At 39.6% G+C, this 23961-nt stretch carries 26 protein-coding genes; 14 read left to right on the forward strand and 12 right to left on the reverse strand.

Annotation, left to right across the window (positions count from 1 at the left end; genetic code table 11):
- The first annotated feature begins 436 nt into the window (after positions 1 to 436).
- On the forward strand, positions 437 to 595 hold the full coding sequence (locus tag NSTCB13_RS15270) for a hypothetical protein (RefSeq protein ID WP_445627838.1): 159 nt from the start codon (positions 437 to 439) through the stop codon (positions 593 to 595).
- A gap of 207 nt (positions 596 to 802) precedes the next feature.
- On the opposite strand, the gene NSTCB13_RS15275 is transcribed toward NSTCB13_RS15270, so the two are convergent.
- Positions 803 to 985, reverse strand: coding sequence for a hypothetical protein (locus NSTCB13_RS15275; RefSeq protein ID WP_322710478.1), 183 nt, complete (start codon positions 983 to 985; stop codon positions 803 to 805).
- A gap of 509 nt (positions 986 to 1494) precedes the next feature.
- Here NSTCB13_RS15275 and NSTCB13_RS15280 point away from each other — a divergent pair.
- A complete protein-coding gene (locus NSTCB13_RS15280; RefSeq protein ID WP_448272864.1) occupies positions 1495 to 2475 on the forward strand; it encodes an aldo/keto reductase in 981 nt (326 codons plus the stop codon).
- 170 nt (positions 2476 to 2645) lie between these two features.
- Here the strand turns inward: NSTCB13_RS15280 and NSTCB13_RS15285 are convergent, their stop codons facing one another.
- Positions 2646 to 2843 carry a hypothetical protein gene (locus NSTCB13_RS15285; protein ID WP_448265389.1) on the reverse strand — a complete coding sequence of 66 codons (198 nt, stop codon included), beginning with the start codon at positions 2841 to 2843 and terminating at the stop codon, positions 2646 to 2648.
- Positions 2844 to 2874: 31 nt separating this feature from the next.
- Here NSTCB13_RS15285 and NSTCB13_RS15290 point away from each other — a divergent pair, with 31 nt between their 5' ends.
- The 4 genes from NSTCB13_RS15290 to NSTCB13_RS15305 all read left to right on the forward strand — a co-directional run bounded on the left by NSTCB13_RS15290 (position 2875) and on the right by NSTCB13_RS15305 (position 7490).
- Positions 2875 to 3375, forward strand: coding sequence for a DUF4174 domain-containing protein (locus NSTCB13_RS15290; protein ID WP_445627835.1), 501 nt, complete (start codon positions 2875 to 2877; stop codon positions 3373 to 3375).
- 372 nt (positions 3376 to 3747) lie between these two features.
- On the forward strand, positions 3748 to 4020 hold the full coding sequence (locus tag NSTCB13_RS15295) for a GlsB/YeaQ/YmgE family stress response membrane protein (protein WP_104909288.1): 273 nt from the start codon (positions 3748 to 3750) through the stop codon (positions 4018 to 4020).
- A 1172-nt stretch (positions 4021 to 5192) separates the two neighbouring features.
- Positions 5193 to 5891, forward strand: a complete 699-nt coding sequence (locus tag NSTCB13_RS15300) for a hypothetical protein (protein ID WP_445627834.1) — start codon at positions 5193 to 5195, stop codon at positions 5889 to 5891.
- 255 nt (positions 5892 to 6146) lie between these two features.
- Complete coding sequence (locus NSTCB13_RS15305; protein ID WP_448265390.1) at positions 6147 to 7490, forward strand: hypothetical protein; 1344 nt, start codon at positions 6147 to 6149, stop codon at positions 7488 to 7490.
- A 167-nt stretch (positions 7491 to 7657) separates the two neighbouring features.
- Here the strand turns inward: NSTCB13_RS15305 and NSTCB13_RS15310 are convergent, their stop codons facing one another.
- From NSTCB13_RS15310 to NSTCB13_RS15325, 4 genes are all read right to left on the reverse strand, one after another.
- A complete protein-coding gene (locus tag NSTCB13_RS15310; protein ID WP_448265391.1) occupies positions 7658 to 8218 on the reverse strand; it encodes an exonuclease domain-containing protein in 561 nt (186 codons plus the stop codon).
- A gap of 506 nt (positions 8219 to 8724) precedes the next feature.
- A complete protein-coding gene (locus NSTCB13_RS15315) occupies positions 8725 to 9156 on the reverse strand; it encodes a hypothetical protein (protein ID WP_448265392.1) in 432 nt (143 codons plus the stop codon).
- Positions 9157 to 9281: 125 nt separating this feature from the next.
- Entirely contained in the window at positions 9282 to 10544 is a 1263-nt protein-coding gene (locus tag NSTCB13_RS15320; RefSeq protein WP_448265393.1) for a sensor histidine kinase, read from the reverse strand.
- A gap of 144 nt (positions 10545 to 10688) precedes the next feature.
- Entirely contained in the window at positions 10689 to 12581 is a 1893-nt protein-coding gene (locus NSTCB13_RS15325) for an ATP-binding protein (RefSeq protein WP_448265394.1), read from the reverse strand.
- A 279-nt stretch (positions 12582 to 12860) separates the two neighbouring features.
- On the opposite strand from NSTCB13_RS15325, the gene petN reads away from it, so the two are divergent.
- The 3 genes from petN to NSTCB13_RS15340 all read left to right on the forward strand — a co-directional run bounded on the left by petN (position 12861) and on the right by NSTCB13_RS15340 (position 16436).
- Positions 12861 to 12950, forward strand: a complete 90-nt coding sequence (petN, locus tag NSTCB13_RS15330) for a cytochrome b6-f complex subunit PetN (RefSeq protein ID WP_017322509.1) — start codon at positions 12861 to 12863, stop codon at positions 12948 to 12950.
- 7 nt (positions 12951 to 12957) lie between these two features.
- Positions 12958 to 13119 (forward strand): hypothetical protein, encoded by a 162-nt coding sequence (locus NSTCB13_RS15335; RefSeq protein WP_094350864.1) that lies wholly within the window; start codon positions 12958 to 12960, stop codon positions 13117 to 13119.
- A 152-nt stretch (positions 13120 to 13271) separates the two neighbouring features.
- Positions 13272 to 16436: a GAF domain-containing sensor histidine kinase gene (locus NSTCB13_RS15340; protein WP_448272865.1), complete on the forward strand. Its 3165-nt coding sequence runs from the start codon at positions 13272 to 13274 to the stop codon at positions 16434 to 16436.
- Between the two features lie 16 nt (positions 16437 to 16452).
- Here NSTCB13_RS15340 and NSTCB13_RS15345 read toward each other — a convergent pair whose 3' ends face one another.
- Entirely contained in the window at positions 16453 to 16671 is a 219-nt protein-coding gene (locus NSTCB13_RS15345; protein WP_445627827.1) for a hypothetical protein, read from the reverse strand.
- Between the two features lie 271 nt (positions 16672 to 16942).
- On the opposite strand from NSTCB13_RS15345, the gene NSTCB13_RS15350 reads away from it, so the two are divergent.
- From NSTCB13_RS15350 to NSTCB13_RS15365, 4 genes are read left to right on the forward strand one after another with little or no spacing between them, the layout of a single operon-like run.
- Positions 16943 to 17269: a hypothetical protein gene (locus NSTCB13_RS15350; RefSeq protein WP_448272866.1), complete on the forward strand. Its 327-nt coding sequence runs from the start codon at positions 16943 to 16945 to the stop codon at positions 17267 to 17269.
- Between the two features lie 6 nt (positions 17270 to 17275).
- Entirely contained in the window at positions 17276 to 17647 is a 372-nt protein-coding gene (locus NSTCB13_RS15355) for a hypothetical protein (protein ID WP_448272867.1), read from the forward strand.
- Positions 17648 to 17657: 10 nt separating this feature from the next.
- Positions 17658 to 17936 (forward strand): hypothetical protein, encoded by a 279-nt coding sequence (locus tag NSTCB13_RS15360; protein WP_448272868.1) that lies wholly within the window; start codon positions 17658 to 17660, stop codon positions 17934 to 17936.
- Positions 17933 to 18376, forward strand: a complete 444-nt coding sequence (locus NSTCB13_RS15365) for a type II toxin-antitoxin system VapC family toxin (protein ID WP_448272869.1) — start codon at positions 17933 to 17935, stop codon at positions 18374 to 18376. The genes NSTCB13_RS15360 and NSTCB13_RS15365 overlap by 4 nt, the downstream gene beginning before the upstream one ends.
- 165 nt (positions 18377 to 18541) lie before the next feature.
- On the opposite strand, the gene NSTCB13_RS15370 is transcribed toward NSTCB13_RS15365, so the two are convergent.
- From NSTCB13_RS15370 to NSTCB13_RS15390, 5 genes are all read right to left on the reverse strand, one after another.
- Positions 18542 to 18832 carry a hypothetical protein gene (locus NSTCB13_RS15370; protein ID WP_448272870.1) on the reverse strand — a complete coding sequence of 97 codons (291 nt, stop codon included), beginning with the start codon at positions 18830 to 18832 and terminating at the stop codon, positions 18542 to 18544.
- Positions 18801 to 20051, reverse strand: a complete 1251-nt coding sequence (locus NSTCB13_RS15375; RefSeq protein ID WP_448272871.1) for a DUF262 domain-containing protein — start codon at positions 20049 to 20051, stop codon at positions 18801 to 18803. The genes NSTCB13_RS15370 and NSTCB13_RS15375 overlap by 32 nt, the downstream gene beginning before the upstream one ends.
- Positions 20052 to 20342: 291 nt before the next feature.
- On the reverse strand, positions 20343 to 21746 hold the full coding sequence (locus NSTCB13_RS15380; protein WP_445627822.1) for an NAD(P)(+) transhydrogenase (Re/Si-specific) subunit beta: 1404 nt from the start codon (positions 21744 to 21746) through the stop codon (positions 20343 to 20345).
- Positions 21743 to 22036: an NAD(P) transhydrogenase subunit alpha gene (locus tag NSTCB13_RS15385; RefSeq protein WP_138499926.1), complete on the reverse strand. Its 294-nt coding sequence runs from the start codon at positions 22034 to 22036 to the stop codon at positions 21743 to 21745. Before NSTCB13_RS15385 ends, NSTCB13_RS15380 begins: the two co-directional genes overlap by 4 nt.
- A 157-nt stretch (positions 22037 to 22193) precedes the next feature.
- On the reverse strand, positions 22194 to 23369 hold the full coding sequence (locus NSTCB13_RS15390) for a Re/Si-specific NAD(P)(+) transhydrogenase subunit alpha (protein ID WP_445632182.1): 1176 nt from the start codon (positions 23367 to 23369) through the stop codon (positions 22194 to 22196).
- 409 nt (positions 23370 to 23778) lie between these two features.
- Here NSTCB13_RS15390 and NSTCB13_RS15395 point away from each other — a divergent pair, with 409 nt between their 5' ends.
- Complete coding sequence (locus NSTCB13_RS15395) at positions 23779 to 23955, forward strand: hypothetical protein (protein ID WP_448265400.1); 177 nt, start codon at positions 23779 to 23781, stop codon at positions 23953 to 23955.
- Positions 23956 to 23961: the final 6 nt, after the last annotated feature.

The raw sequence follows: 23961 nt of genomic DNA on the forward strand, positions 1-23961 counted from the left end.
GTTCCCAAATGTTGTACTTAAATCACCGTTGAAAAATATTTTTGTAAAATATCCCAATTTTTAATGGTGAACCTGACTGCTACTGAGTTCTGGGTCAGTGGCAGGTCTAGGTTAACCTGGAAGTGGTGCGTGATTGGCAAGCGGTGTAGATTATGCCTTCCCAAAACTCACACCTATTAATCACAGAGATGACTTGACAATAGACTTCTTGGCATTTGTCGGGGAAAAGGGGAACGGTTAAAGGGTAAAGGTATAGAATTTTCCCAAACCCAGTAACCTTTAACCTTTCTCCAACCGGAAAGCAAAAGCTACTTTTGCAAGATGTCTAATAAAATAGTTAAAGCATAGGCGTAGATCGTTGTAGACATCGCCTAAAGTTATTGATATTTGATTTGAAGCTGGATTTTTTGGGTTGGGTCGAAGGAAAACTGGAAATGTGTCTATTGGTTTGTTGACCGACAGGATTGCTGCTGGTATTGTTCGCTACTTTGCTGGTAGCTTTGGAGGAGTGCAAGCAGCCATCGAGTTACGCACTTTTGTGTCAGAGATGGGAATGCCTACGATTTCAAGCATTTTTGCTATTTCTAAAATTTGAAACTCCCTGGATGAAGCAGGTGCTTCACAAGATATCAGTCCGCTATAACTAATAGCTGCTTTAACCAAAAGAGTCGGTCAGCAATCAATTATTAGTTACAACGGACTGATTAATTAACTAGGTTAGTAGTCGTCAATTCACTTGCAATTTATCTCATCACTTGCTTATTAGATAGGTGATGAGATGAATTGCTGTATTAGCTAAGTTCTAAGTAGATGAGTTTGAACGTTCTATTTGCTGACGAACGGTATCAATAGAAGCATTAAGACCAGCCAGTTTAGACTCTAAATCATCTCGTAGCCAAATCAAGAATTTTAATTTCCGCTCTAAGCTAGCTTTGTGCGAAATGGGTTCGCTTCCATAACATGGATTACCCCAAAAAGGAAACATAGTTTACCTCTGAATTTAACTTTTGTAAGAGTGCAATATCTCGCACTACTATATTCTGACTAATCACAATCAGACTAGTGTATGTAACAACCGACCATTATTGTGCGTGCTTAACGAACTTTTGCTAAAAGTGAACTTGAAGTGACGATTCTATATTCATTGGCATTACAACTGTATATTTTGCAGTTTAAATGAGATATCAACAGAACAGAACAACCACAAATCGCCTAAGTTGACCCAAAGCTGTAAAAGAACTCAGCAGCCAATTTACAGCATTTGGTCATCGCTTCTCTACAACTGGCTAGTAATTGACTAGAAAATACATAATAAATGTGCATAAACTAGAAAGCTCTCTGAACACGGCTGGTAAAATCGAATGTCAATTACCCGCCAATCAATTTACTTATATCAGTAAATACTTCTAATAATAGATGACTTGGTGGAAGGGAAAGGGATAATGCTGAAAAGGGTAATATTCTAAGACCAATTACTGAGTAGGAAATTCTTTTATGAGAACCAGAAAGTTAGGGAAACAAGGCTTAGAAGTTTCAACTATCGGACTTGGTTGCATGGGAATGTCTGAGTTCTATAGCGGTCGGGATGAAATTGAGGCGATCGCTACAATTCATCGGGCATTAGAACTCGGAGTGAATTTTCTTGATACTGCTGATATGTATGGGCCGTTTACCAACGAGCAACTAGTAGGCAGAGCAATTAAAGATCGCCGCGATCGAGTAGTTTTAGCAACTAAATTTGGTAATGTCCGTACTGAAGATGGTGGCTTTAAAGGGGTTGATGGCAGACCAGAATATGTCCATCAAGCTTGCGATGCCTCGTTAAAACGTCTGGGAGTGGAAGTAATTGACCTCTATTATCAACATCGAGTAGATGCAACTGTCCCCATTGAAGATACTGTCGGGGCAATGGCAGAGTTAGTCAAGCTGGGAAAAGTTCGTTATTTGGGGCTTTCGGAAGCTGCTCCGGCGACGATTCGACGGGCTGTAGCAGTTCACCCGATTACTGCACTGCAAACAGAATACTCTCTTTGGAGTCGAGAGCCAGAGGATGAAATTTTACCTACCGTGCGAGAATTAGGAATTGGGTTTGTTCCCTATAGCCCATTAGGAAGAGGATTTTTATCAGGTGCGATCGCTAGTCCTGACGATCTTGCACCTGATGACTATCGAAGAAATTCTCCTCGCTTTCAAGGTGAGAATTTTTATAAAAACCTGCAATTAGTAGAGCAAGTTAAAGCGATCGCCAGCGAAAAAGGAGTAACTTCTAGTCAGCTTGCTTTAGCATGGCTACTTGCTCAAGGAGAAGATATTGTCCCAATCCCTGGTACAAAACGCCGTAATTACTTGGAGGAGAATATTGCAGCTACCGAAATTACCCTGACTGAACAAGAGTTGCATCGACTGGAAACAGTTGCACCAAAAAATGTCGCAGCTGGCGATCGCTATCCTGACATGAGTACTGTTAACCGTTAATCTATCTGAAATGGAGTATTTTTTCAAATTCCGCTTTCGATGCACAAGCAAATATTACCGCAGCTTAACAAAGTAATCATCCAGAATTTTCAGAGGAAATGTCAAAAGTAGCGTAGGCGCAGCCCGTCGTAGACATCGCTATTTTATCGGCTATATCTTTGAATACTAATTCAATCATCTGGAAACTGCCAGCACGAGATATGTTCAATATCTTTGCTGCCGCATTTACTACAAACTGCATCCATCACAGAGTCCACCCATTCATGGCTGCAACTACGACAATGACAGAAAATGTTATTGCGGTTAGCCATTTCAATACCTTGATGCCACTGTTGTAGTTGAGAAGAGTCTGGAAAAGCTTTTGACATTTCATCAAACCTCGTTCGTGTCATTGTCATTATGAGCCTAACAAGCCCCGAAGTGAATAACTCAGTATTAATCGCTCTGACGATCGCCGCATCTATAGCCCTATCGCCTGTTAGTATTGCCGGTACTGTCCAAGGTTCAACCCATACGATCAAAATGTCTTCATTTAACCTCAGTTCCCAAAAATGGCAAAATCGAGTGCTGCTACTTTTTGCACCATCTGTTGATAACCATAACTATCAGCAACAGATGCAGTTATTTAACCAGCAACAAAACGATTTTAAAGATCGAGATTTAGTTCTTGTTCAAGTTTTGGCAACAGATAAAAGCTATGCCAACGGACAGTTAATAGATGAGTCTTCTGCTGCCAATTTGCGAAATCGCTTTGGGGTTAATAAAGAAAATTTTCGCGTGATTTTGATCGGCAAAGATGGTGGTGTTAAGCGCCAAGAATCTACACCAGTGCAACCGACAGCAATTTTTGAGCAAATTGACGCTATGCCGATGCGTCAGCGAGAAATGCAAGAACGATAAATTGGTAAAGCAGTTGGTTTTCTTATCAAACAGAATTCAGGAGTCAGCAGTCAGAATTTAGAATGACGCTAGAATTCTACAAGTTCCTACAAAAGTAGCTGCCCTCAAACCTGAGCTTAATTCTTCAAGTAGATGAGAAAAATCATTAAAAAGGTATATACTGCAATTATCAAGCAATAAATTTATTAGTTCCTGGTTTTATACCAACTAGGAGCTTTTTTATTATCCATTTCAATTAAGAGAGTTCATCACCAGAAGTAATAGCGTTCATCCTCAAGGCTATCGATCATTGCTTCTGTTGATAGATTGAATGTCAATATTTGGATTGCTATTGTGTATTTGTCACTAAAAAACGTTTATCAAATAAAAACAATGAATATTCTTGCTTGGATTGTTTTAGGTCTAATTGCTGGTGCGATCGCAAAGGCTATCTACCCAGGTCATCAAGGCGGCGGAATTTTAGCAACAATTTTATTAGGGATCGTTGGTGCTTTTATTGGTGGTAGTTTGGGTGTATTCTTTAGTACAGGAAGCTTTGCTCTAGCTGCTCCCTCTTTGAGTATTCCCGGTATTGCAGTAGCAGTTCTGGGTGCGATTGTTGCAGTCTTCTTGTGGAATGCGTTAACTAGCCGCAGTGCTTTGTAATAAATTAAATTGAATTAACTATTTTAGAACTTACGCACTTTTTGTCTTACCTGTCAATGCGTAAGTTCTATTTATCAACAATTATTGACAGAATTTGCCGCTTGTTATGCTGATAGCCTCAACATTATTCAGGTTGATAATGTTGAGGCTATGATTTTATTTTAGATGCCCTATCTGTCGCAAACATTTTTTTTAATTGGTATTAGAGAAGTCGTAAATATCTGCCTTACAGGCTTATAAGGGTCTGTAGCAACAACAGCAATAGCGTGCTAAATCGCAAATTTTATACTTTTAATCTAACTTAACTTTGTTTGGTGCATAGGCGTAGACCATCATAAACATCGCCTAGTAGGGTAATTAAACACTTGGGTTAGCGATCGCAATCTATTTCTTATACGTATTTTCTTTAGACAAAGTTCTATTTAATACATGACAATATCAGTTTACACACTGCGATTATTTAATAATTTCATACTAGTAGTGTGTAATATAGATTAAGCTTGCCTCTCACCTATTTGCGATGAGATTTAATGAAGAGGTAGTTGCGATTCATAGTGTACAACTTTGACAACTGTCCACAATACTGTTGCATGTCTTAAGCTCATGGTAATATTATTTTACTGTCAGGGAGATATTATTTATACATCAATTTGTAACCATGCTGAAAGAGCTAGTTAGGTGCGCTACCTGCAAAAAACAAAAAATTATTCAACCTACCCAGGAAATCAACAAAAGCCCTAACGTGCAAAGCACAGAGCTTTTTAAACTCTGCTTATATAAGGTACTAAAGAGCTAACTAAAGCTCTTTTTTAGGAATCATCATAGCCAGCGAGAAAGGCATAAAACCTTCTTAAGATGGCAAAAAATTAGACAAGAGTAAATAGAAAAGTTTTGACGCAATGTCAAGAGTTTTTTGTATATGTAAAAATATCAAAAAGCTTAATTTGTCTTGTCAACAAGACATTAACATTGTGTGTTTTATTTAGATATTGATTCTCTTTGTGCTTAGTTACCTATATATAAAAGTCCTATTTGATTAGTGAAAACTTAAGCTACCCTCGATCAAATCAGGCAAACACTTAAATTTAACAAATAATTTAGGACTGCTAGATCGAGATCGATCTAGTAAAAATTCGATTATTCACAAAGTCACTAAGAGTAACAGGAAAAACATGAATATCATAGTTCGTTTGTTTGGAGCGATCGTTCTCCAATTATCTGCGTTGGCTGCAATGTCTAGCATGGCAATGTCTGATGACAAGCCCTTTCGCGTCAATACCCAACAGACTCCTGCTGTTTATCCACAGAAAACAACACAGCCCTTTCGCGTCAATACCCAACAGACTCCTGCTGTTTATCCACAAAAAACAACACAGAGGATTTGCTCTTTAGATCCCATTGAAGATTTATTACCTCCACCACAAATTAAAACAAGTAATTCTTTGCTTTCTTACCTTGCTGAACAGGGTTTTACACAAAATAAAGAGGGTTCCTGGGTCTGTTATGCCAACGATCCTAAAAAAGAGGGACGTTATTTTACTTTATTTAAGGTCAAACAAGTTAATAGCAGGCTCATAGCAAGTTCTTTCCTAGATGAAGGCAGTCTAATTCAAGGTCAGGAAAATCGTAGCTTGGACTTCTTTATGATGCTGATTGAGCATCATACGAATACTACTAAAGAGAACCGTCAAGGTATACGTAGATATCTACAAGCCTTCGTTTCCTTGGTCAAAGAAGGGAAGATCAAACCTACACGTCGTGGGTATCTTTTTGACCAACCAAACCGGGCGATGGTCTTATATCACACACTCTCATCAGGAAACCTTAAAGGTACGGGAATCACGATCAACATTTATTTACCTAAGAGTTGAATTGAGGAAGTAGGGCAGTGAGCAGGGGAGCAGCACTTCTCTACGAGACGCTGCGCGAACGACTCATTTCGGCTACGCGGTAGTTGAGCGCAGTCGAAACTCAATGACCAACGCTCAGTGACCGAGGGGCAGGGGAGATAAGGGAACAAGGGGACAAAAGTTTAGAACTTACAACAAATCTTTCCCCTTGTCCCCAAGTCCTCTTTCCCATGCCCAATCCCTAATTAAATAGCTGTCGTTTAGTGGAGGTGCATCTTGTCTAGATCAATTGTTCAAAGAATTGCGATGCCGAAAGTAGTTCGCTTTGCAGCGATCGCATTTTCATCTGTTGCAGTAGTCCTCACTACATGTCAGTCTGCTTTTGCACAGCTAAATGTTGGACGCTATGGCATCCAACAAGGATTGGAGTCTGAGTATCTCCAGTACCAACTTAATAACCAGAATTTGAGCCAAATGCGAGTCATTCCTGGATGTGATGTGGGATTTGGTCTGACCTGCAATAAAACTGGATCGGTAATCCAACGATTAGTGGAGTTAAACAATGGGACTAGTTATCAAAACCTTCTGATCCGAGCAGCCGGTGGGGAAAAAAACTTCCAGAATTTCGCTAGCTTCTACGGCAATAATCCCAATCTCTCTGCGGTGCCTTACGCCTCATTTTGGAGAAATGCATCTCCCGCAATCATGGATGGATCTCAATACCTTCTTGGACAATCTTTTGGTCGCAATCCAGTAGAAGGACTCGGACTTGTAACCAAGCAGTTCTACTGGGCACCATACTCAGGAGTCAATGACTCGGTTAGCCTTCGTAATGGATTACTAGACCTGAAATTGTCATACGGACGACTGCTTTTTGAAGAGGCCTCAAAAATTTCTAATATTCAAGAGCAGATTCAGTCTCTAGGTCTTTCGCCAGAGATGACAAATTTTTATTTAAATAGAATCTCTACAGGCTTGGATGCGTTGAATTCTGGAGATCAGAACCAACTCCAACAGAAGATTTTTGAAGTACTATCCTTTCCATACTCTGAAGAAGGTGGGGAACTAGGACGCCCCAACAATGCGATTCCAGCGGAATTTAATCAGCTTTTAGGAGAAGATATCGCAGGAGATACTTTGCTAAGTGACAATCCACTAGCTTTGGATGGAGAAACAATAGCTTTTGATGCTTTCCCTGGCTCTACGGGAGATGTCTTGGTACCAGACAGTTCTAATTCCTTTCCACTTTGGCCAATAATTGGCGTTGGGGGTCTTGGTTTAATTCTGCTTCTACTACTGAGTGGCGATAGTTCGTCAGCTCAACCACCTGTTTCTTCATCTCAACCACCTATTTCTCTATCTCCTCAACCACCTACACCTGTTTCTCCAGAAAATGTACCTTTGTCTCTCACCAATAAAGGCGAATGCGATCTGACTCCTAGTGGTAATGGTTCTAATCACACACAAATCGTTGAGATTCCGTGTAATGTTACTCCTCAAACCCCCACGCAAGTGAAGAAGGTAGTGGAGCCATCAACGATCAAAGCGCTTGTATTGCTAATTGTTCTACTATGGATAGTCGGTAACAAACACCGAACTTTAAAAATCCGTCATTCGTAATTATTTTACATAAAGGGATTTAACAAAGAGTTAGAGCAAAATGGCACGCTTGTTAAGATACAGCCCTTGCCCCAACTGTTTAAGAGCCTGGAGGCTGGGAACGAGGATACAATAAGTCTTTGGGCTTTACAAGCGTGCCATTCGAGTTAGAGCGTTTTAGCTTAAGCTTAGTTTTTTTTGTTTTTCATCTGTCTGTAAATAGCTGCAATATTGCGGGCATCATCAATGCCACGGTGGTGCGTGCCTTTTAATTCTATCCCCAACTCATTGAGAGCTTGTGCCATGCCAAATTTTTTAGATACACCAAGATATTTAGAAAATTCCTCTTTGATATTTATATGTTCTGAAGTAAAAGGATAAGGAAAATTATGAAACGCGCAATCTTGAATAAATTGGTTTTTGTCGTAATTACCCCAAGAACAAAAAATATAGTTGGGAAACAAATCAATCCATTCTTTGAAACGAGAAATTGCCTCTAAAAACTTGGGTGCTTCGTCAACATCTTGCTGCCGAATACTAGTCAATTCGGTGCAAAAACCTGTCAGTTGCGGATGTCTCACCGGTTGGATAAATTGCTGAAACTCTGAATCAATTTCCCACGTTGCTCGATTGAGCATCACTGCACCGATTTCGATAATTTCCATTTCGTGACGGGGAATAGTTTTACTGTTACAGCACGTAGCTTCCAAATCGACTATCAGATAATAATGGGATCTTTTATTATTCATATTATGTAAATAGAGTAAAGGTAATTTAAATTAGTAATTATTTATACATATTTTTAAAAAATCACTTGCTTTTGTCCCATATTCCGCATGAGTAAATATACTCAAAATTTTGCTCTCCGCAGGTATTTTTGCCAAAATCCGAATTTTTACAAAATGGCTAAAACTCAACTTGTACAAACACTTCAGGCTTTTTATTATCTATAGGGGGTTATAGAAGTATTTCAGGTCAAACATGCTAAGTTTATTGACAATAGTATCAATAAGCTTCATTTTGACGCTCAACTCAGTTGCGATCGCAGAATGCAGAATAAATGTTAAATGCCTCAAAGCATTGCTCTATCTTGGTTATGGAAAATAGCCAGATTTTCAAATCACCTGCGGAATGTGGTTTTTGTAATTCTATTGTAACAATTATACTACAAAAATGTAACGCTCACAGCTTTTTTGATTTATTTGAACCACAACCTCCTGTAGAGGCTTACAGGTAGCTGTAAGACTACAGAAATTTAGATTGATGAAAAAGGTTTAACCCAAAGGAATTGAATAGCGAGATCAAGAACGATCGCAGCCAGCGCAAACCATAACAAACTTTCTGCCGCTAACACCAAAAAAGGCCAAATTGTGCTGTGATTCCACCCAAATTCTATCTGAGTTAATCCGCGTACCAAGCCAAAAGCTAACACGCCACCAGCTTTGAGTTGAGGATTTCGATCGCAGCGGATGATATAGCGGTAGGTGACACCAAATAGGAAACCAGTAAAAGTTGCAACTGCACCACTCACCAACAAGCGCCAGTTAAGATCGCTTTGCAGACATACAAGTGTCTGAAAATACTTTGCCAGTACGAAAGTATTCAACAGACTAGCGATTGCAAAAGCCAAACACACAGATAATCCCCCAATGATTCCACTCTTAAGGGATTCTATGCGTTCTGTCATTAATTGAGGATCTAAAATTGAGTTCACTCCATATATAAATAAGGGATTGGATATTAGGGAAATTTTTCCTTACTCTCCAGTATGATAAATGCTTGAGCAGCTTTGTCATTAATTAAATACCGCTCTCAAGTAGGAATTTTGATGATAAATTCGGTTCCCATGCCAGGTTGAGAATTCACGTCTAATATACCGTTGTGTTTTTCTACAATAATTTGATATGCGATCGACAAGCCAAGTCCAGTACCTTTGCCTACAGTTTTTGTCGTAAATAACGGCTCAAACAAACGTTTTTTCAACCGTTCAGGAATACCAATCCCATTGTCAGCAATCCGAATTATAACCAATTGTTCAGAATCTATTTCTGTGGTAATTTTAATCTGAGGAATTAGATTGCTGATTTTGCCTTCCATTATAGCTTCATCAAGGGCATCAATTGCATTTGCGAGAATGTTCATAAATACTTGATTCATCTGCCCTAGATAACACTTAACCTGTGGTAATTCTCCATAAGTTTTAATTACTTCAATGCGGGGACGATCGCTATTAGCATTGAGACGGTGTTGCAAAATCATTAGGGTACTATCTATTCCTTGATGTAAATCAGCAGATATTTTGGCATCGCTATCCGAGCGACAGAAACTGCGGAGTGAACTAGAAAGGTTGCGAATTCGTTCGCTTCCTATGTGGAGTGAGTTCAAGATTTTTCCCATATCTTCGAGAACAAAGTTTAGATCCAAGTTCTCAATAGTTTTGGTAATTTTGGCTGTTGGGTTTGGATACTCTTGTTCATATAGTAGAAGCAACTCGGTTACTGCTGTAATATATTCTTGCAAGGGTGGAATATTGCTGGAAATAAAGTTGATAGGGTTATTGATTTCATGGCCAATACCAGCGATTAACTCTCCGAGTGTTGATAGTTTCTCTTGCTGTACTAGTTGGACTTGGGCTTTTTGCAAAGCCCTGGTGCGATCGCTAACTTTTTGTTCCAAAGATTCAGTCAATTGTTTGAGTTGTAAATGTACGCGTACTCTGGCAATCACTTCTTCTTGGGCAAATGGTTTCGGGATATAGTCAACTGCGCCAAGGGAAAATCCCTTCGTTTTGCTCTCTGTATCCGCTAAAGCAGTAGTGAAAATAATCGGAATGTTTTGGGTAACAGGATTGGCTTTCATGCGGCGACAAGTTTCAAATCCGTCAATACCTGGCATTTGTACATCCAGCAAAATCAACTCTGGTTGATTGCGTTCGGCTTGGGCGATCGCACTTTCTCCATCAACTGCAACCCGAAAACGAAAACCCTCACTATTAAGTGCTTCACACAGGAGAGATAAATTTGTGGGATTATCATCCACAATCAAAATAAATCCGGTATCTGAGGTTTTAAGCATGATGAATTAACAATTTAAATTTGACTCAAATTAATTGATATATTGTTGAATTAAAAAATTCAGAAACCAGAATTCAGAATTCAGAATGGAATTAGCATAGCTAGTTATTAACTAGTCTTGAAATGCTTTTACAGTTCGTCTCATTTATTCTGACTCCTGAATACTTACAAGAAAAGTTTCCAAACGTTTGAGTTGGAAATTACTAGCAAGCTGGATAATTTGCTGGGCAAAAATGCTTAAATGCTCATCAGATTTAGACAGTTCCTCGGCCAGTTGCAAAACTTTTTGAATATCACCGTCTTGCGTTAGTTCGAGTAAATCTTGCAAAACCTCTTTGGCAGGATAAATTATCTCATTTGGTCGCTCCAAAGCATCTATATTGGTTTTTTTGATTTCATCTACCTTCACGTCAAAAATCCATTCCAGTTGCAAAAACTGTCGTAGCATTTCCAGTAGCGTTTCAGCTTCTACAGGTTTTGGTAGAAATGCATTTGCACCTACATCAATACTCTTGTACTGGTCGGCTGCAAACACACTAGCTGAGGAAGCGATGACAGCAATCTCTTTAAATTGCTCAGACTGACGCAAGCGATCGATCAACTCAAATCCATTCAATATAGGCATCACTAAGTCAGTAATAATCAAGTCTGGTTTGTGGGCTAGAGCCTTTTCCCATGCTTCCTGACCCTGACTAGCTTCTACAACAATAAACCCAACTGGCTCTAGTAAATTTACAATTACCGATCGATTTTCCCATTTGTCATCCGCAATCAAAATGGTGCGGTTTTGTCCTTGATAACCAATAATAGTTCCTTGTTCAATCACTCTAGAAACCTTTGCCCAGTCTTTAGATTCTGGAAATTCTGCCTCAAACCAGAAAGTACTACCTTTGCCCAATTCACTTTGTACTTGAATTTGACCACCCATCAACAAAACAATGTTTTGGCTGATTGCTAATCCCAAGCCTGTACCTTCAGATTGTCGTTTTTGATTTCCTACTTGTTCAAAGGGTTGGAAGATTTTCTGCGCTTGTTCAGGGATTATCCCCGCACCAGTATCTATTACCTCAAAACGAATTTTGTAGTTAGTATGTCCATTAGTGTTTAATTGTTGATTAATGACCTTAACTTTGAAAGTGACGCTGCCTTGATTAGTAAATTTAATTGCATTACTAAGTAAGTTAATCAGCACTTGCCGCAAGCGTTTTTCATCAGTATGAATGCCCGTTGGCAAATCAGGATCGAGTTGGACGTGAAATGCGATGACCTTTTGTTCTGCCCGGATGCGGGAAATTTCAGTCACGCTATCTATAAAGGCAGGTAAGTAGAAATCAACAGAATACAATTCTAGTTTCCGGGCTTCTATTTTGGAGAGATCCAGAACATCATTAATTAAGGTTAAAAGATGAGAACCACATTGATAAATGATGCTGACTCCTTTACGTCCTTTCTGACTCAAAGATTCTGTGCGTTGAAGTATTTGTGTATAGCCCAAAATCCCGTTAAGAGGTGTGCGTAGTTCATGACTCATATTGGCGAGAAATTCACTCTTGGCTTGGCTGGAGTTTTGAGCGACTTCTTCTGCAAGGCGTAGTTCTTTCTCGATGCGCTTGCGCTCGACAATTTCAGTTGAAAGCGCTCGATTAATAACTTCTAATTGAGAAGGGCTGGGTAGTGTCAAAGCTTGAGGCATGAGATAAAATAACGCAAATGCCGTATATATTGAAATAATTGCAGTTAGAGCTTTTAAACTACCTGCAACCCAATAATTTGGATGCCAAAGCGTCCAAATATCCATCAAGTGTCCAGTACCACAAGCAATGATAAAAGCACCAAATAACAAAAAGACGCCATTAAAAGGAACGTCTTTACGCTTGTAAATAAAAGAAATCAGTAGGAAGGGAATAGAATAATAGGCTAGAGCGATCGTGGCATCAGAAATAATGTGCAGCCAGACTAATCCAGTTTGCCAGAGATAACAATGTCCGTGGGGAATAAAACCGTTGGAGTGGAAAGGATAGTTAAAAAATGTCGGCATGATATTAGGGGCTGCTGGATTGGAAATATGTACCCATAGCCCTAGTATTCCCAAAAGTATCAAGTCAGAAAGCGCGATCGCTACTTTTTTACATTCGTGTTTATCGTTGCTTAAAGTACTAACGTATCAAGAAAAGTTGGTGTCTTTTTTGTGTAAACGTACCTTGTCGTAAACATCACACGCAAAAGTTACAATCTGATTGATAAAAAAATCTCAGCCTGCCCAATCCCTGTATGATAAGTATTAGAAACCTTTTGTAATTATTTGAAAAGTAGGACTATGGAGATTTTGACACTAGGTTGGGTAGCGTTGTTAGTTGTGTTTACTTGGTCAATTGCAATGGTAGTGTGGGGACGTAACGGACTATAGAGGCATTGTGGAAAGTCCATTCTTGAGTATTTTGGCTTTATTTGCTGTAGTGCTGCTCGTAGTAGTCACTGGTGGTATTGGTTATTTAACCCTGGCAGATTGGCGCGATCGCCGTCGCCGAGATGAAGAAAAACGCACCACCCGCAGCGCCACTCCCAAGCGGCGATAGTTTTCTGGTAATTGAAAATCTTTTTGTAGGGACGCGATACAATCGTGTCCCTACATTGTTTTTATGACATTCCCAGGAAATAACTGTTACCTTTGCGATCGCAACGGGAATCATTAAATAGAAGACTTTCAATATTTAAAGTCCCACTGGGAATGGAAAACTCCTCTACTACTCAACCCATACAACCAAATTCAGAACGGCAAGAATCTCATTCAGATGTAACATGCTCTTTACATCAGAATGAGCAACAAAAAGCCTTATCTGGAGTTATTGCCCGTATTCGGGAGTCTCTAGACATAGAAACTATCTTCAAAATTACAGTCACTGAAGTCCGCCAACTTCTGAAAAGCGATCGGGTTAGCGTGTTTCGTTTTTATCCTGATTTGGCATGGGAAGGAGAATTTATCTATGAAGATGTGGCAACCGAATGGGATTCGGCATTAGCAGCCAAACTGCGCGACCACTGTTTTAGTGAGGAGTTCGCAGAACTTTATCAGCAAGGTCGAATTAGAGCAATAACTGATATTTATCAAGTAAATGCCAGTGATTGCTATATCCAGATTCTGGAAAAATTCCAAGTACGTGCCAGTATAATTGCCCCCTTGATCAAAGGTAAAGATTTATGGGGATTGTTGTGTATTCATCAGTGTAGTAATCCTCGACAATGGGAAGTATCAGAAATTGAGTTTGTGCAATTAATTGCCGAACATCTAGGAGTTGCTTTACAGCAAGCAGATTTCCTGGAACAAGTCAAACTACAATCAGCAGAACTAGCACAAGCAAAAGCTAGAGAAAAAGCGGCCCAATGGCAGAAAACTATAGCTATCACCATTGAGAAAATTCGCCAGTCCTTAGACTTGGAAATCATTTTCCACACAACCACCGCAGAACTTAGGCAGCTGCTAAATGCCGATCGCGTGGCTATCTATCGCTTCAATCCCGATTGGAGTGGTGAATTCGTGTTTGAATCAGTGGCAGAGGGTTGGGTTTCCCTCATAGATCAACAGTCGCAACGGCCAGAATTGAAAGAGAACGTCAGCGAATGTAGTGCCAAAGATTTAGCTAAACCTCCAGTCGCTGATACCTATTTACAAGATACAGAGGGTGGAAACTTCACTCAGTGTGAAGTGTACCGAATTTGTAATGATATTTACAATTCAGGCTTTAGTGATTGCTACATTAAAATTTTAGAGATATATCAAGCAAGAGCTTATGCGATCGTTGCTATTTACCACGGTCAAAAGCTCTGGGGCTTGCTAGCAGCATACCAAAATGCTGGAATCCGTGATTGGCAAAAAGATGAGGTTTACTTGCTTACCCAAGTTGGCACCCAACTAGGTGTGGCTTTGCAGCAAGCGGAATTTATCCAACAAATGCAGATTCAAGCAGCAGATATCAGCAAAGCTGCTGAAAGGCAAAGAGCGTTGGCGCACACAGTAGAAAAAATTCGTCAGTCTCTTGAAATTGAAGCCATATTTAAAACCACTACTCAAGAAGTTCGTCGGTTATTAGAAGTGGAACGAGTCGCAATTTATCGCTTCTATCCTGATTGGAGTGGAGAATTTGTGGCTGATTCCATCGTTGATGGCTGGACACCAATGGTTAAGCCGCAGTCTGTGACAGAAGGCGTTCTTGTGCAAGGAAAACAAGCGGGTAAGTATGCACGTAATGAAGTTTTTGTACCAATTTCTCAGGGTGAAAAGCTGTGGGGATTGCTAGTAGCTTATCAAAACTCCCAGCCCCGTTATTGGCAAGATGAAGAAATCAACTTACTAGCCCAAGTTGGCGTTCAATTGGGGGTAGCATTACAGCAAGCTGAATCCTTAACACAAATGCAGGTGCAAGCCCAAAAACTGGCTCAAGCCGCCGAGCGAGAACGCAAAGCAGCCGAAAGACAGAAGGCCTTAGCTGCAACAGTGGAGAAAATCCGCCACTCTCTTGATATTGACACCATTTTTGCAACCAGTACAGAAGAAGTCCGACGGCTATTGGAAGTTGACCGAGTGACAATCTATCGATTTGGGACTGATTGGAGTGGCAAATTTGTTGCTGAGTCTTTAGCCGAAGGTTGGACACCAGTAAAGGAAATTGTACCTGCAATGTCTACGATGGTCACTGAGCCAAGTCGAAGTGCGGGCTACGCCGATGCAAGTAATTACTTGCAAGAAACCCAAGGTGGGGATTTTGCTAATGGTAAAACTCTTGTTATTAAAGATATTTATAGCACCGATGATTCTATTCCTTATATTGCCCTGATTGAACTCATGGAGGCTAGGGCATATATGATTGTGCCGATTTTTCAGGGTGAGAAACTTTGGGGATTACTAGCAGCTTATCAAAATATCAAACCCCGTGATTGGCAAGAAGATGAAGTAGATTTGTTGATGCAAATTGGTACTCAGTTGGGCGTAGGACTTCAGCAAGCGGAATTACTAGAACAAACTCAATGTCAAAAAGAAGAGCTGACACAGACTTTGAAGGAATTACAGCACACTCAGAGTCAGTTAATTCAAAGTGAAAAAATGGCAGGTTTAGGGCAGTTAGTTGCTGGTGTAGCACATGAAATTAATAACCCGATTAGTTTCATTTATGGGAATATCACTTATGTTACTGAACATACCGAAAATTTATTTAAATTACTGCGCCTTTATCAGAAACAGTATCCTAAAGCAATAGGAGAAATTCAGAAGCAAGTAGCAGCACTAGATTTAGATTTTATTAGTGATGACTTGCCCAAAATTCTGACTTCAATGAAGATGGGTGCAGAGCGGATCTCTCAATTAGTCTTGTCGTTACGAAGTTTTTCTCGACTTGACGAAGCAGGAATGAAGCCCGTTGACCTTCATGAAGGTATCGACAGTACTTTGCTAATTTTACAACATCGACTGCAACCAGAAACTAATTCTTTTGCGATTGAGGTAGTTAAAGAATATGGTGAATTGCCCCCGGTAGTCTGCTATGCAGCCCAGATGAATCAGGTATTTATGAATATTCTCAACAATGCGATCGATGCACTGGAGAACTCAGCAACTAGTGGAAAAATAATTGGCAATCCTAAAATTTGGATACGTACAGAAGTTATAGAAGGAAATGCTGTTCTGATTTGCATTGCTGACAATGGTTGTGGCATTCCTGAAATTGTGCGATCGCGCATTTTTGAACCTTTCTTTACCACCAAACAACCTGGACAAGGTACTGGCTTAGGGTTATCTATTAGTTACCAAATTATTGTAGAAAAACACGGCGGTAATATCAAATGTGTTTCTGAACCTGCTAATGGCTGTGAGTTCTGGATAGAAATCCCAATAAAACGATAGTTAGTTAACAAAGAAATCAGGTGATGCCTTCTCTACGAGAGGCTACACCTTTTTTAACTTTTAATGAACCATTCCAGGCGCAGAGGACACAGAGGAAGCAGAGGGCGATCGCACAATGGAGATTTTGCAGACGAAGCCCGTCGAAGGCTTCGCCTACGCTCTTTTTAACAAACCACAGAGCCGTAGAGAAAACAGCACTAGTAGAGATTTTGTAGGCGCTCGCTCTTTTTAACAAACTACACAGACGCAGAGAACACAGAGGAACAGAAGAAGACGATGCTTACGGTAAGCCTAAGCATTTCAAAAAGTTAGCGATCGCTTTTTTATCCCACGCAATAGGCGCACTCGATTAGGAACTGATTCTTGCTCCGTTCGATACCATGTCAGCGTCGGGACGTTCTCAGTAAATTAAAATAGCTATTCACGCTAAAATATAATATAACTACCAGTGCTAAAACTGATTAATATCTACTCGTGTTTTTAAATAATTTACTTGCAAGGTATTTATGAACAATAATCAACCGCTAACAGCGCAATCATCACCTACACTCCGCGCTGAACTATTATTAGAAATTCAACAAACTCCAGAAGAATATCTACCAGAATTACTACAAATTGTACGTCTATTTCGTCAAAGTATGACGATGAAACAGACATCATTAAATAACTGGGAAAATGCTCTTAATGAAATTAATCATAGCGATCCCATCAAACGACAAGAAAGGAAAACAAACATCAAAAAAATATTTGAGTCATGGAATGAGTTAGATGAACAAGAAGAACAGCAAAAAACCTTAGAAATTATTGAATCTATGAAAGGTATTTCTATTTAACATAGGATGAGTAAGGTTATTATCTTGGATTCTGCACCTGTGGGATTAATTACTAATCCAAAAGCAACGCCTCTAGCTGTGCAATGTCAAGAATGGTTTTATACGCTATTTGAGAGAGAATATAAAGTAATTTTACCAGAAATTATAGATTATGAAATTAGACGAGAATTATTAAGGGCAAATAAATTATCAGGAATTAGAAAACTTAATCAACTAAAGTCAGAAATTATCTATCTTCCTATTACAACAGAAGTGATGTTGAAAGCAGCAGAGTTATGGAACCAAGTCAGAAATCAAGGAAAATCTACATTTTCAGACTTAGAGGGAGAAGATTTTTGTCATTATCCAGATCAAGACTTCTACAACTCAGGGAATTAGGAGACAACAAATGGCCATACAGCTACAATTGAAACCAGAAATAGAGGCTCGTCTTATTGCTGAAGCTGCTGCACAAGGTTTATCGGTAGAAGCTTATCTTGCATCTCTGATTGAAAACAGTTTAACGAGCCATGAAGAAAGTTTTTTTTATCAAGTATCAACTCAGGAAGAATGGGAAGCTATATTAACAGATTTAATAAATAGTCCTGCTTTTTCTTTAGCACCAGCACTTTCAGATGCAGCGATTAGTCGAGAGAGTATTTACACCAGAGAAGATGAAATGTTATGAGCTATTTGGTGGATACTAATATTTTGCTGCGTTTGGTGCAAAAAAATAGCCCAATGCACTTTGATACTCAAAGAGCCATCTTGATGCTCAAGAGACAAGGGGAATTCTTATATATAATTCCACAGAATCTCATTGAGTTTTGGGCTGTCGCTACAAGACCAATTAATAGTAATGGTTTAGGTTTATCCACGGCTCAAGCAGTAGAAGAAACTAATAAACTTAAGAAGATATTTATACTACACCTTGATACACCTGCAATTTTTGGTGAGTGGGAATCTCTAATTGTTAAATACCAAGTCATGGGAAAAAAGGTGCATGATGCACGTTTAGTTGCGGCGATGATAACACATCAGATTACACATCTACTTACATTTAATATTGATGACTTTAAACGTTTTTCTGCAATTGTAGTTGTTGATCCGCGTAGTGTTACACCGTAGTCTTAATTATATTGCCAGAGCGATCGCAGTGTGAGATTTAGCGATCGCTCTTTTTAACGAACCACAGAGGTGCAGAGAACACAGAGGAAGGAAGAAGAGGGCGAGCGCATTTTGGCTATTGTGTGGTAATCATTTTTTGTCTCAGGCAAAGGAATGCATATTTGCTTAATTAGATAACCCTTCTTTTTTTAAGACAAATCCTATACCCAAAAATTCTATTTTTTCTTGTTCGTTTCCTATACTAATTTTCCATCTTTCTTCCATAAAATTTAGTAAATCAATACCTCTTTTAAGTATCTCTTTAGCTGTCCAATTTTCATAAGTCGCTACTTCATTTTCAGAAAAAGACCCATATCTATATCCAATAGTATTTATTTCATTACCTTTTTTTGCAAGAAAAGATTTATTGCTAAAGCTAGAGTTTTTAGCTGATGAAAGAGGTAAAAGGAGGAACAACAGATGTCGTTCCAATATGTCCTAATCTGTTTAGTTTATCTAGCCAAATTTTCTCATTCTCTGAAAAGTCACTAAAATAAGGATTAGAAATTTTATGCCATAACACAACTGATTCTTGCAAATCTTTGACATAATTATTTATGAATTTAGTGTTTAACTTAATAGCATTATTGCTGTCATTACCATTATTTTCTTGAACAATATTTTTAGATATAAATATTTTTTCTAAAAGAAATTTATAGTAGTCAGCACGAATAACATAACGACTTGTATTTATATTGACACCAAAAGTTTCAACAGCAGATATTTCATCCTCACCGCTTGTATCTTTTCCAAAATACAAAATAAAATGATTGAATAGAAATTTGTCATCATCTAGTGGATTATCTTTATTTTTACCTAAATTATGATATACAGTTTTCCATGCTTCATTTATACTATGCCTCAAATCTCTTTTTTCATAATCTTCAACATTAAGCTTTATAGAAAGATATATTAATCTATTTTTCAGTAATTCAAGCACTGAAAGAGGTTTTCCTCTATTATTCATCGTCTCAAAAGCGATACAAACGTCTATATCATTAGAAATTGTAAATAAATTAAACAATAAATGTTGTGTTAATTTTTGAAATATATTTTCTTTTTCAGCATGAGACAATTTTTCTAATGCGTCTCTAAAAAATTTTTTAGCTATTTCGAGGTTATGAGTATAAATCGTCTCCTGCTTGTCAGAAATATTAAAAGAATGCTCGTGAAAAACCTTTGTCTTTAAAAATTCATAACTTGGATTATCTTTTTCATAACCAAAGATATACGATCTAGAAATACCCTCATCTTTTGAATCAAATATGTATTTTTTGCGGATTTCCTCAACGGTATTATAATTTAACTTAGTATTTTTATCTGTACACTCAATCAATCCTTGAATGAGAATTATTGCAGTTGTTAATCTCTGTTGACCGTCAACAAGATAGTAAGCGTCATAACCTTTGGACTGTATGATCCATGAATCATTTTGCCACTGATTGATAACCTCGCTAGAAACTTCTTCTAAAGTTAAAACTCCTAAATAATGATTTTTTTTATCTTCCAGTTGTTCTAAATCATTCCAAAAATCTTTAAGTTGCTTCAGATTCCAAGCATATCCTCTCTGGTAGTCTGGTATTCTATATAATTTTTCTGTAAAAATTTTAGATAGTGAATATAATTCTTTGTCCATAGGTAGTTAAATTAATTAACGTTTATTTTGTGTAACTTTATACTTTATAAACTTAAAATTACTGTTTTGTCAAAGCCCAAGAGACAATTTTGACTGCGAAATTATACTCAATACATGAATTAGCCTTTGATTAGTACAAAATTAGTACGTTTTTATTAAAGTCTTCTTTGCGTTTTTACGTGAAACAATCTCCAAAAAACTTGCCCTAAAGGCATTACACCCCCAAGGCAAGCTAACTCTCTAAATTCTTTCTTGACTTCGCACCCTTCGCGCCTTTGCGGTTCGTTTCTCTTAAAGTTGCTTCACTTCCGAAACCAACTTCGCCACCATATCCTTCGCACTACCAAAAAGCATCGTCGTTTTATCCTTGTAGAACAACTCATTATCTACACCGGCAAAACCCGTACTCATACCGCGCTTAATCACAATCGTCTGCTTCGCCCGATCTACTTCCAAAATCGGCATACCATAAATCGGGCTATTTGCATCACTCCGCGCCGCTGGATTTACCACATCATTTGCCCCAATTACCAAAGCCACATCCGCTTGTTCAAACTGGGGATTAATATCATCCATGTCGTACAACTGGGTATAAGCCACATTTGCCTCTGCTAACAACACATTCATGTGCCCCGGCATTCTCCCAGCAACGGGGTGAATGGCATACTTAACATCAACACCCATTTTTTCTAACTGATCTGACAATTCGCGGACGCTATGTTGCGCTTGGGCAACTGCCATACCATAACCAGGCACAATTACCACAGAACGGGCATAACCCAACATCATCGCTCCTTCTTCGGGATCGATACTGCGGACAGTTTGATCGGTTGCACCACCAGCAGCACCACCGCCAGAAGTAGCCCCTGTACCAAAAGCACTGAACAGCACACTGAAGAGAGAGCGGTTCATCGCCTTACACATAATTTCGGTGAGGATTAAGCCGGATGCTCCTACCAAAGCACCAGCGATGATTAACATATTGTTCATCACCACGAAACCCGCCGCCGCCGCCGCCACACCTGACAAGGAGTTCAACAGCGAAATTACTACCGGCATATCGCCGCCACCAATGGGGATGACGAACATCACACCCAACACTAAGGAAACAGCTACCACTCCCAAGAATATGGGTAAGCTATCTGGTGTGATGATTAAATAGGCACTGCCTACCAAATAAGCACCCAGAAGTAAGAGGTTAAATGGTTGCTGGAAAGGAAATGTTATCGGGGAACCGCTAATTAAACCTTGCAATTTAGCAAAGGCTAAAAAACTACCTGTGAAGGTAACACCACCGATTAACACGTCCAATAGCATGGAAATGTTCACATCTAGAGGTACGGGTGCGCCAGAATCCAATAATCGCCAGAATTCGGCAACGGCGACTAATGCAGAAGCCGCACCACCTAAACCGTTGAGTAAACCCACCATTTGGGGCATTTCCGTCATTTGGACTTTGTAGGCAACGATCGCCCCAATTCCCGATCCAATCGCCAAGCCCAACAATATCATCTCGTAGTTCAACACATTCCGATCTAGCATTGTTGCCACAATTGCCAGCAACATGCCCACAGATGCAATCACATTACCGTTTCGGGCTGTAGCTGGTGAACCCAGCTTTTTCAAACCAAAAATGAATAAGGATGCAGCGACTAAATATGTCAGCTGAATGCCAGTTGGTAAAAAGTCGCTCACGCCTTAATCTCCTTCTTCTTGAACATTTGCAGCATTCTATCTGTGACGAGAAAGCCACCTACAACGTTGACTGTAGCTAGTACTACAGCAATTAAACCGAGAATCACTGACACAGTTGTTTCTCTAGCACCTGAAGCCACTATTGCCCCAAGTACCGAAATGCCAGAAATCGCGTTTGAGCCTGACATTAAGGGCGTGTGTAAAGTAGGTGGGATTTTGTTGATAACTTCAAAGCCGATAAAAGATGCCAATACAAATACAAACAAAGCAGCAAGTAATGCCTCTGTCATGAAATCAAAACTCCTTGTATAAATGGACATTGGGCATGGGGCGTTAGGAGTGCTGAGTTAGGAGTTAGGAGTTAAGAGTTTTGTTTACCCCCTTGTCCCCTTGTCCCCTTGTCCCCCCCTATCTCCCGGTTGGTGAGCGCAGTCGAACCACATCTCCCTAATTAACCGCTGGTTGTTGAGTATTCAATGCTTGTAGCGCATCCCGCACTCGTTGATTGCGAATTTCACCTGCGTGGGTAACGCAAGCTGCATCAACGATGTCGTCGCCAAAGTCCACCTGCAAAGCTTTCTCTTTGTTAATTAGCAGTTGAATCAACGATGTTACGTTCTTGGCATACAATTGGCTGGCATGAATTGGCATCGATGATGGAAGATTGATCGGGCCGATAATTGTTACGCCGTTCCACACAATATCTTTGCCGGGTTCGGTACAAGCGCAGTTACCACCTTGTTCAGCAGCCAAATCCACAATTACTGAACCGGGTTTCATTTGTGCCACCATTTCTTCTGTAACTAGCCGTGGTGCTTGTCTCCCAGGTACTTGGGCTGTAGTAATCACTACATCAGAATTCTTAATGTGCTCGGCGACAACTTCTTGGGTACGTTGTTTGCTAGCCTCAGAAATTTCCTTGGCGTAACCGCCAGCAGCGACGGTTTCTTCGTCTAATTTGACTTCAACGAATTTTGCCCCTAAGCTTTGCACTTCTTCTTTGACGGCGGGACGAATATCAAAGGCTTCTACTACTGCTCCCAAGCGTCTAGCGGTGGCGATCGCTTGCAATCCAGCGACACCAGCGCCCATAATAAATACTTTCGCTGGAGCGATCGTGCCTGCGGCTGTGGTTAACATCGGAAAGTATTTCGGTAACGCGGCGGCGGCAATTAATACTGCTTTGTAACCGGCTAATGAAGCTTGCGAGGACAAAGCATCCATACTTTGCGCCCTGGTGGTACGGGGGATCATCTCCATACTCAAAGCTGTGACTTTCCGATTTGCTAGTTGCTGCGCCACAACAGGATTTCCCAAGGGATTGAGGAAACTGACTAAAACAGCCCCTTCCTTTAGCAAATCAACTTCTGAGCGTCCATCTTCTCGTTCTTGCGGTGGACTTACTTTCAGCAGAATATCTGTTTCACCCCATAATTTGGCAGTATCGCTGATTATTGTGGCTCCTGCTGCTTCATAGTCAGGATCGCCAAAAAATGAGCGTTCTCCTGCACCCGCTTCTACCCAAACTTCCAAACCTTGTTTTACCAATCGGGCAACGGTGTCAGGAATTAATGCCACACGACGTTCACAAACTTCAATTTCTTTAGCAACTGCTATTCTCATGAAATCTCCTGAAGATAAATACTTAATCTCTGCCAAGTAAGCGATTGTCCAGATGATGGGTGTCCCGCACTCATGGTACTTAGGCAGGAACATCAGCCATGAATTTTACTTGTAGATTGAACCTTGAATCTTTCTTCTCCCACTCTTTGCTCTCTAGACAAAGCCTCATTTTTTTGTAAAGTTCTGAGCGGAGGTTCCCTCCAATCGGACTTTTTGCTTTGCCGCTCGCAGATGTCATATTTTCAGATAGTTGCAAACAGGGTTATGTATTGCACATCCTAAATTGATTCCCAAATTTTGCATCTTTATCTTTAGGTTGTTTTCGGGATTGAGAAATTTTGGTATTCCTTTCTTATAGAGTAATATTGACCGAATTTTGAAAGCTTGATAATTTCCCAATCAAATTTTAATGATTGCGACTTCGATTCCAATCCAACTTATTTTAATCAATTTAGCCCAACTTAACTGGCGATCGCTGATGGCACACCTCAATTTTTATAACAAAATTCTCAAATTTAGATACACTTATACATATTTAGAAACACAATCCAACCCCCAACTGTGTTTATATCTAGTTCAAATTTGACCCAAC

The organism is Nostoc sp. DSM 114160 (assembly GCF_053470305.1).

Coding starts and splice junctions, on each gene's coding strand:
- NSTCB13_RS15275 (WP_322710478.1), bottom strand. CDS start 985: ATGTTTCCTTTTTGGGGTAATCCATGTTATGGAAGCGAACCCATTTCG.
- NSTCB13_RS15280 (WP_448272864.1), top strand. CDS start 1,495: ATGAGAACCAGAAAGTTAGGGAAACAAGGCTTAGAAGTTTCAACTATC.
- NSTCB13_RS15285 (WP_448265389.1), bottom strand. CDS start 2,843: ATGTCAAAAGCTTTTCCAGACTCTTCTCAACTACAACAGTGGCATCAA.
- NSTCB13_RS15290 (WP_445627835.1), top strand. CDS start 2,875: ATGAGCCTAACAAGCCCCGAAGTGAATAACTCAGTATTAATCGCTCTG.
- NSTCB13_RS15295 (WP_104909288.1), top strand. CDS start 3,748: ATGAATATTCTTGCTTGGATTGTTTTAGGTCTAATTGCTGGTGCGATC.
- NSTCB13_RS15300 (WP_445627834.1), top strand. CDS start 5,193: ATGAATATCATAGTTCGTTTGTTTGGAGCGATCGTTCTCCAATTATCT.
- NSTCB13_RS15310 (WP_448265391.1), bottom strand. CDS start 8,218: ATGAATAATAAAAGATCCCATTATTATCTGATAGTCGATTTGGAAGCT.
- NSTCB13_RS15315 (WP_448265392.1), bottom strand. CDS start 9,156: ATGACAGAACGCATAGAATCCCTTAAGAGTGGAATCATTGGGGGATTA.
- NSTCB13_RS15320 (WP_448265393.1), bottom strand. CDS start 10,544: ATGCTTAAAACCTCAGATACCGGATTTATTTTGATTGTGGATGATAAT.
- NSTCB13_RS15325 (WP_448265394.1), bottom strand. CDS start 12,581: ATGCCGACATTTTTTAACTATCCTTTCCACTCCAACGGTTTTATTCCC.
- petN (WP_017322509.1), top strand. CDS start 12,861: ATGGAGATTTTGACACTAGGTTGGGTAGCGTTGTTAGTTGTGTTTACT.
- NSTCB13_RS15340 (WP_448272865.1), top strand. CDS start 13,272: ATGGAAAACTCCTCTACTACTCAACCCATACAACCAAATTCAGAACGG.
- NSTCB13_RS15350 (WP_448272866.1), top strand. CDS start 16,943: ATGAACAATAATCAACCGCTAACAGCGCAATCATCACCTACACTCCGC.
- NSTCB13_RS15355 (WP_448272867.1), top strand. CDS start 17,276: ATGAGTAAGGTTATTATCTTGGATTCTGCACCTGTGGGATTAATTACT.
- NSTCB13_RS15360 (WP_448272868.1), top strand. CDS start 17,658: ATGGCCATACAGCTACAATTGAAACCAGAAATAGAGGCTCGTCTTATT.
- NSTCB13_RS15365 (WP_448272869.1), top strand. CDS start 17,933: ATGAGCTATTTGGTGGATACTAATATTTTGCTGCGTTTGGTGCAAAAA.
- NSTCB13_RS15375 (WP_448272871.1), bottom strand. CDS start 20,051: ATGGACAAAGAATTATATTCACTATCTAAAATTTTTACAGAAAAATTA.
- NSTCB13_RS15385 (WP_138499926.1), bottom strand. CDS start 22,036: ATGACAGAGGCATTACTTGCTGCTTTGTTTGTATTTGTATTGGCATCT.
- NSTCB13_RS15390 (WP_445632182.1), bottom strand. CDS start 23,369: ATGAGAATAGCAGTTGCTAAAGAAATTGAAGTTTGTGAACGTCGTGTG.
- NSTCB13_RS15395 (WP_448265400.1), top strand. CDS start 23,779: ATGATTGCGACTTCGATTCCAATCCAACTTATTTTAATCAATTTAGCC.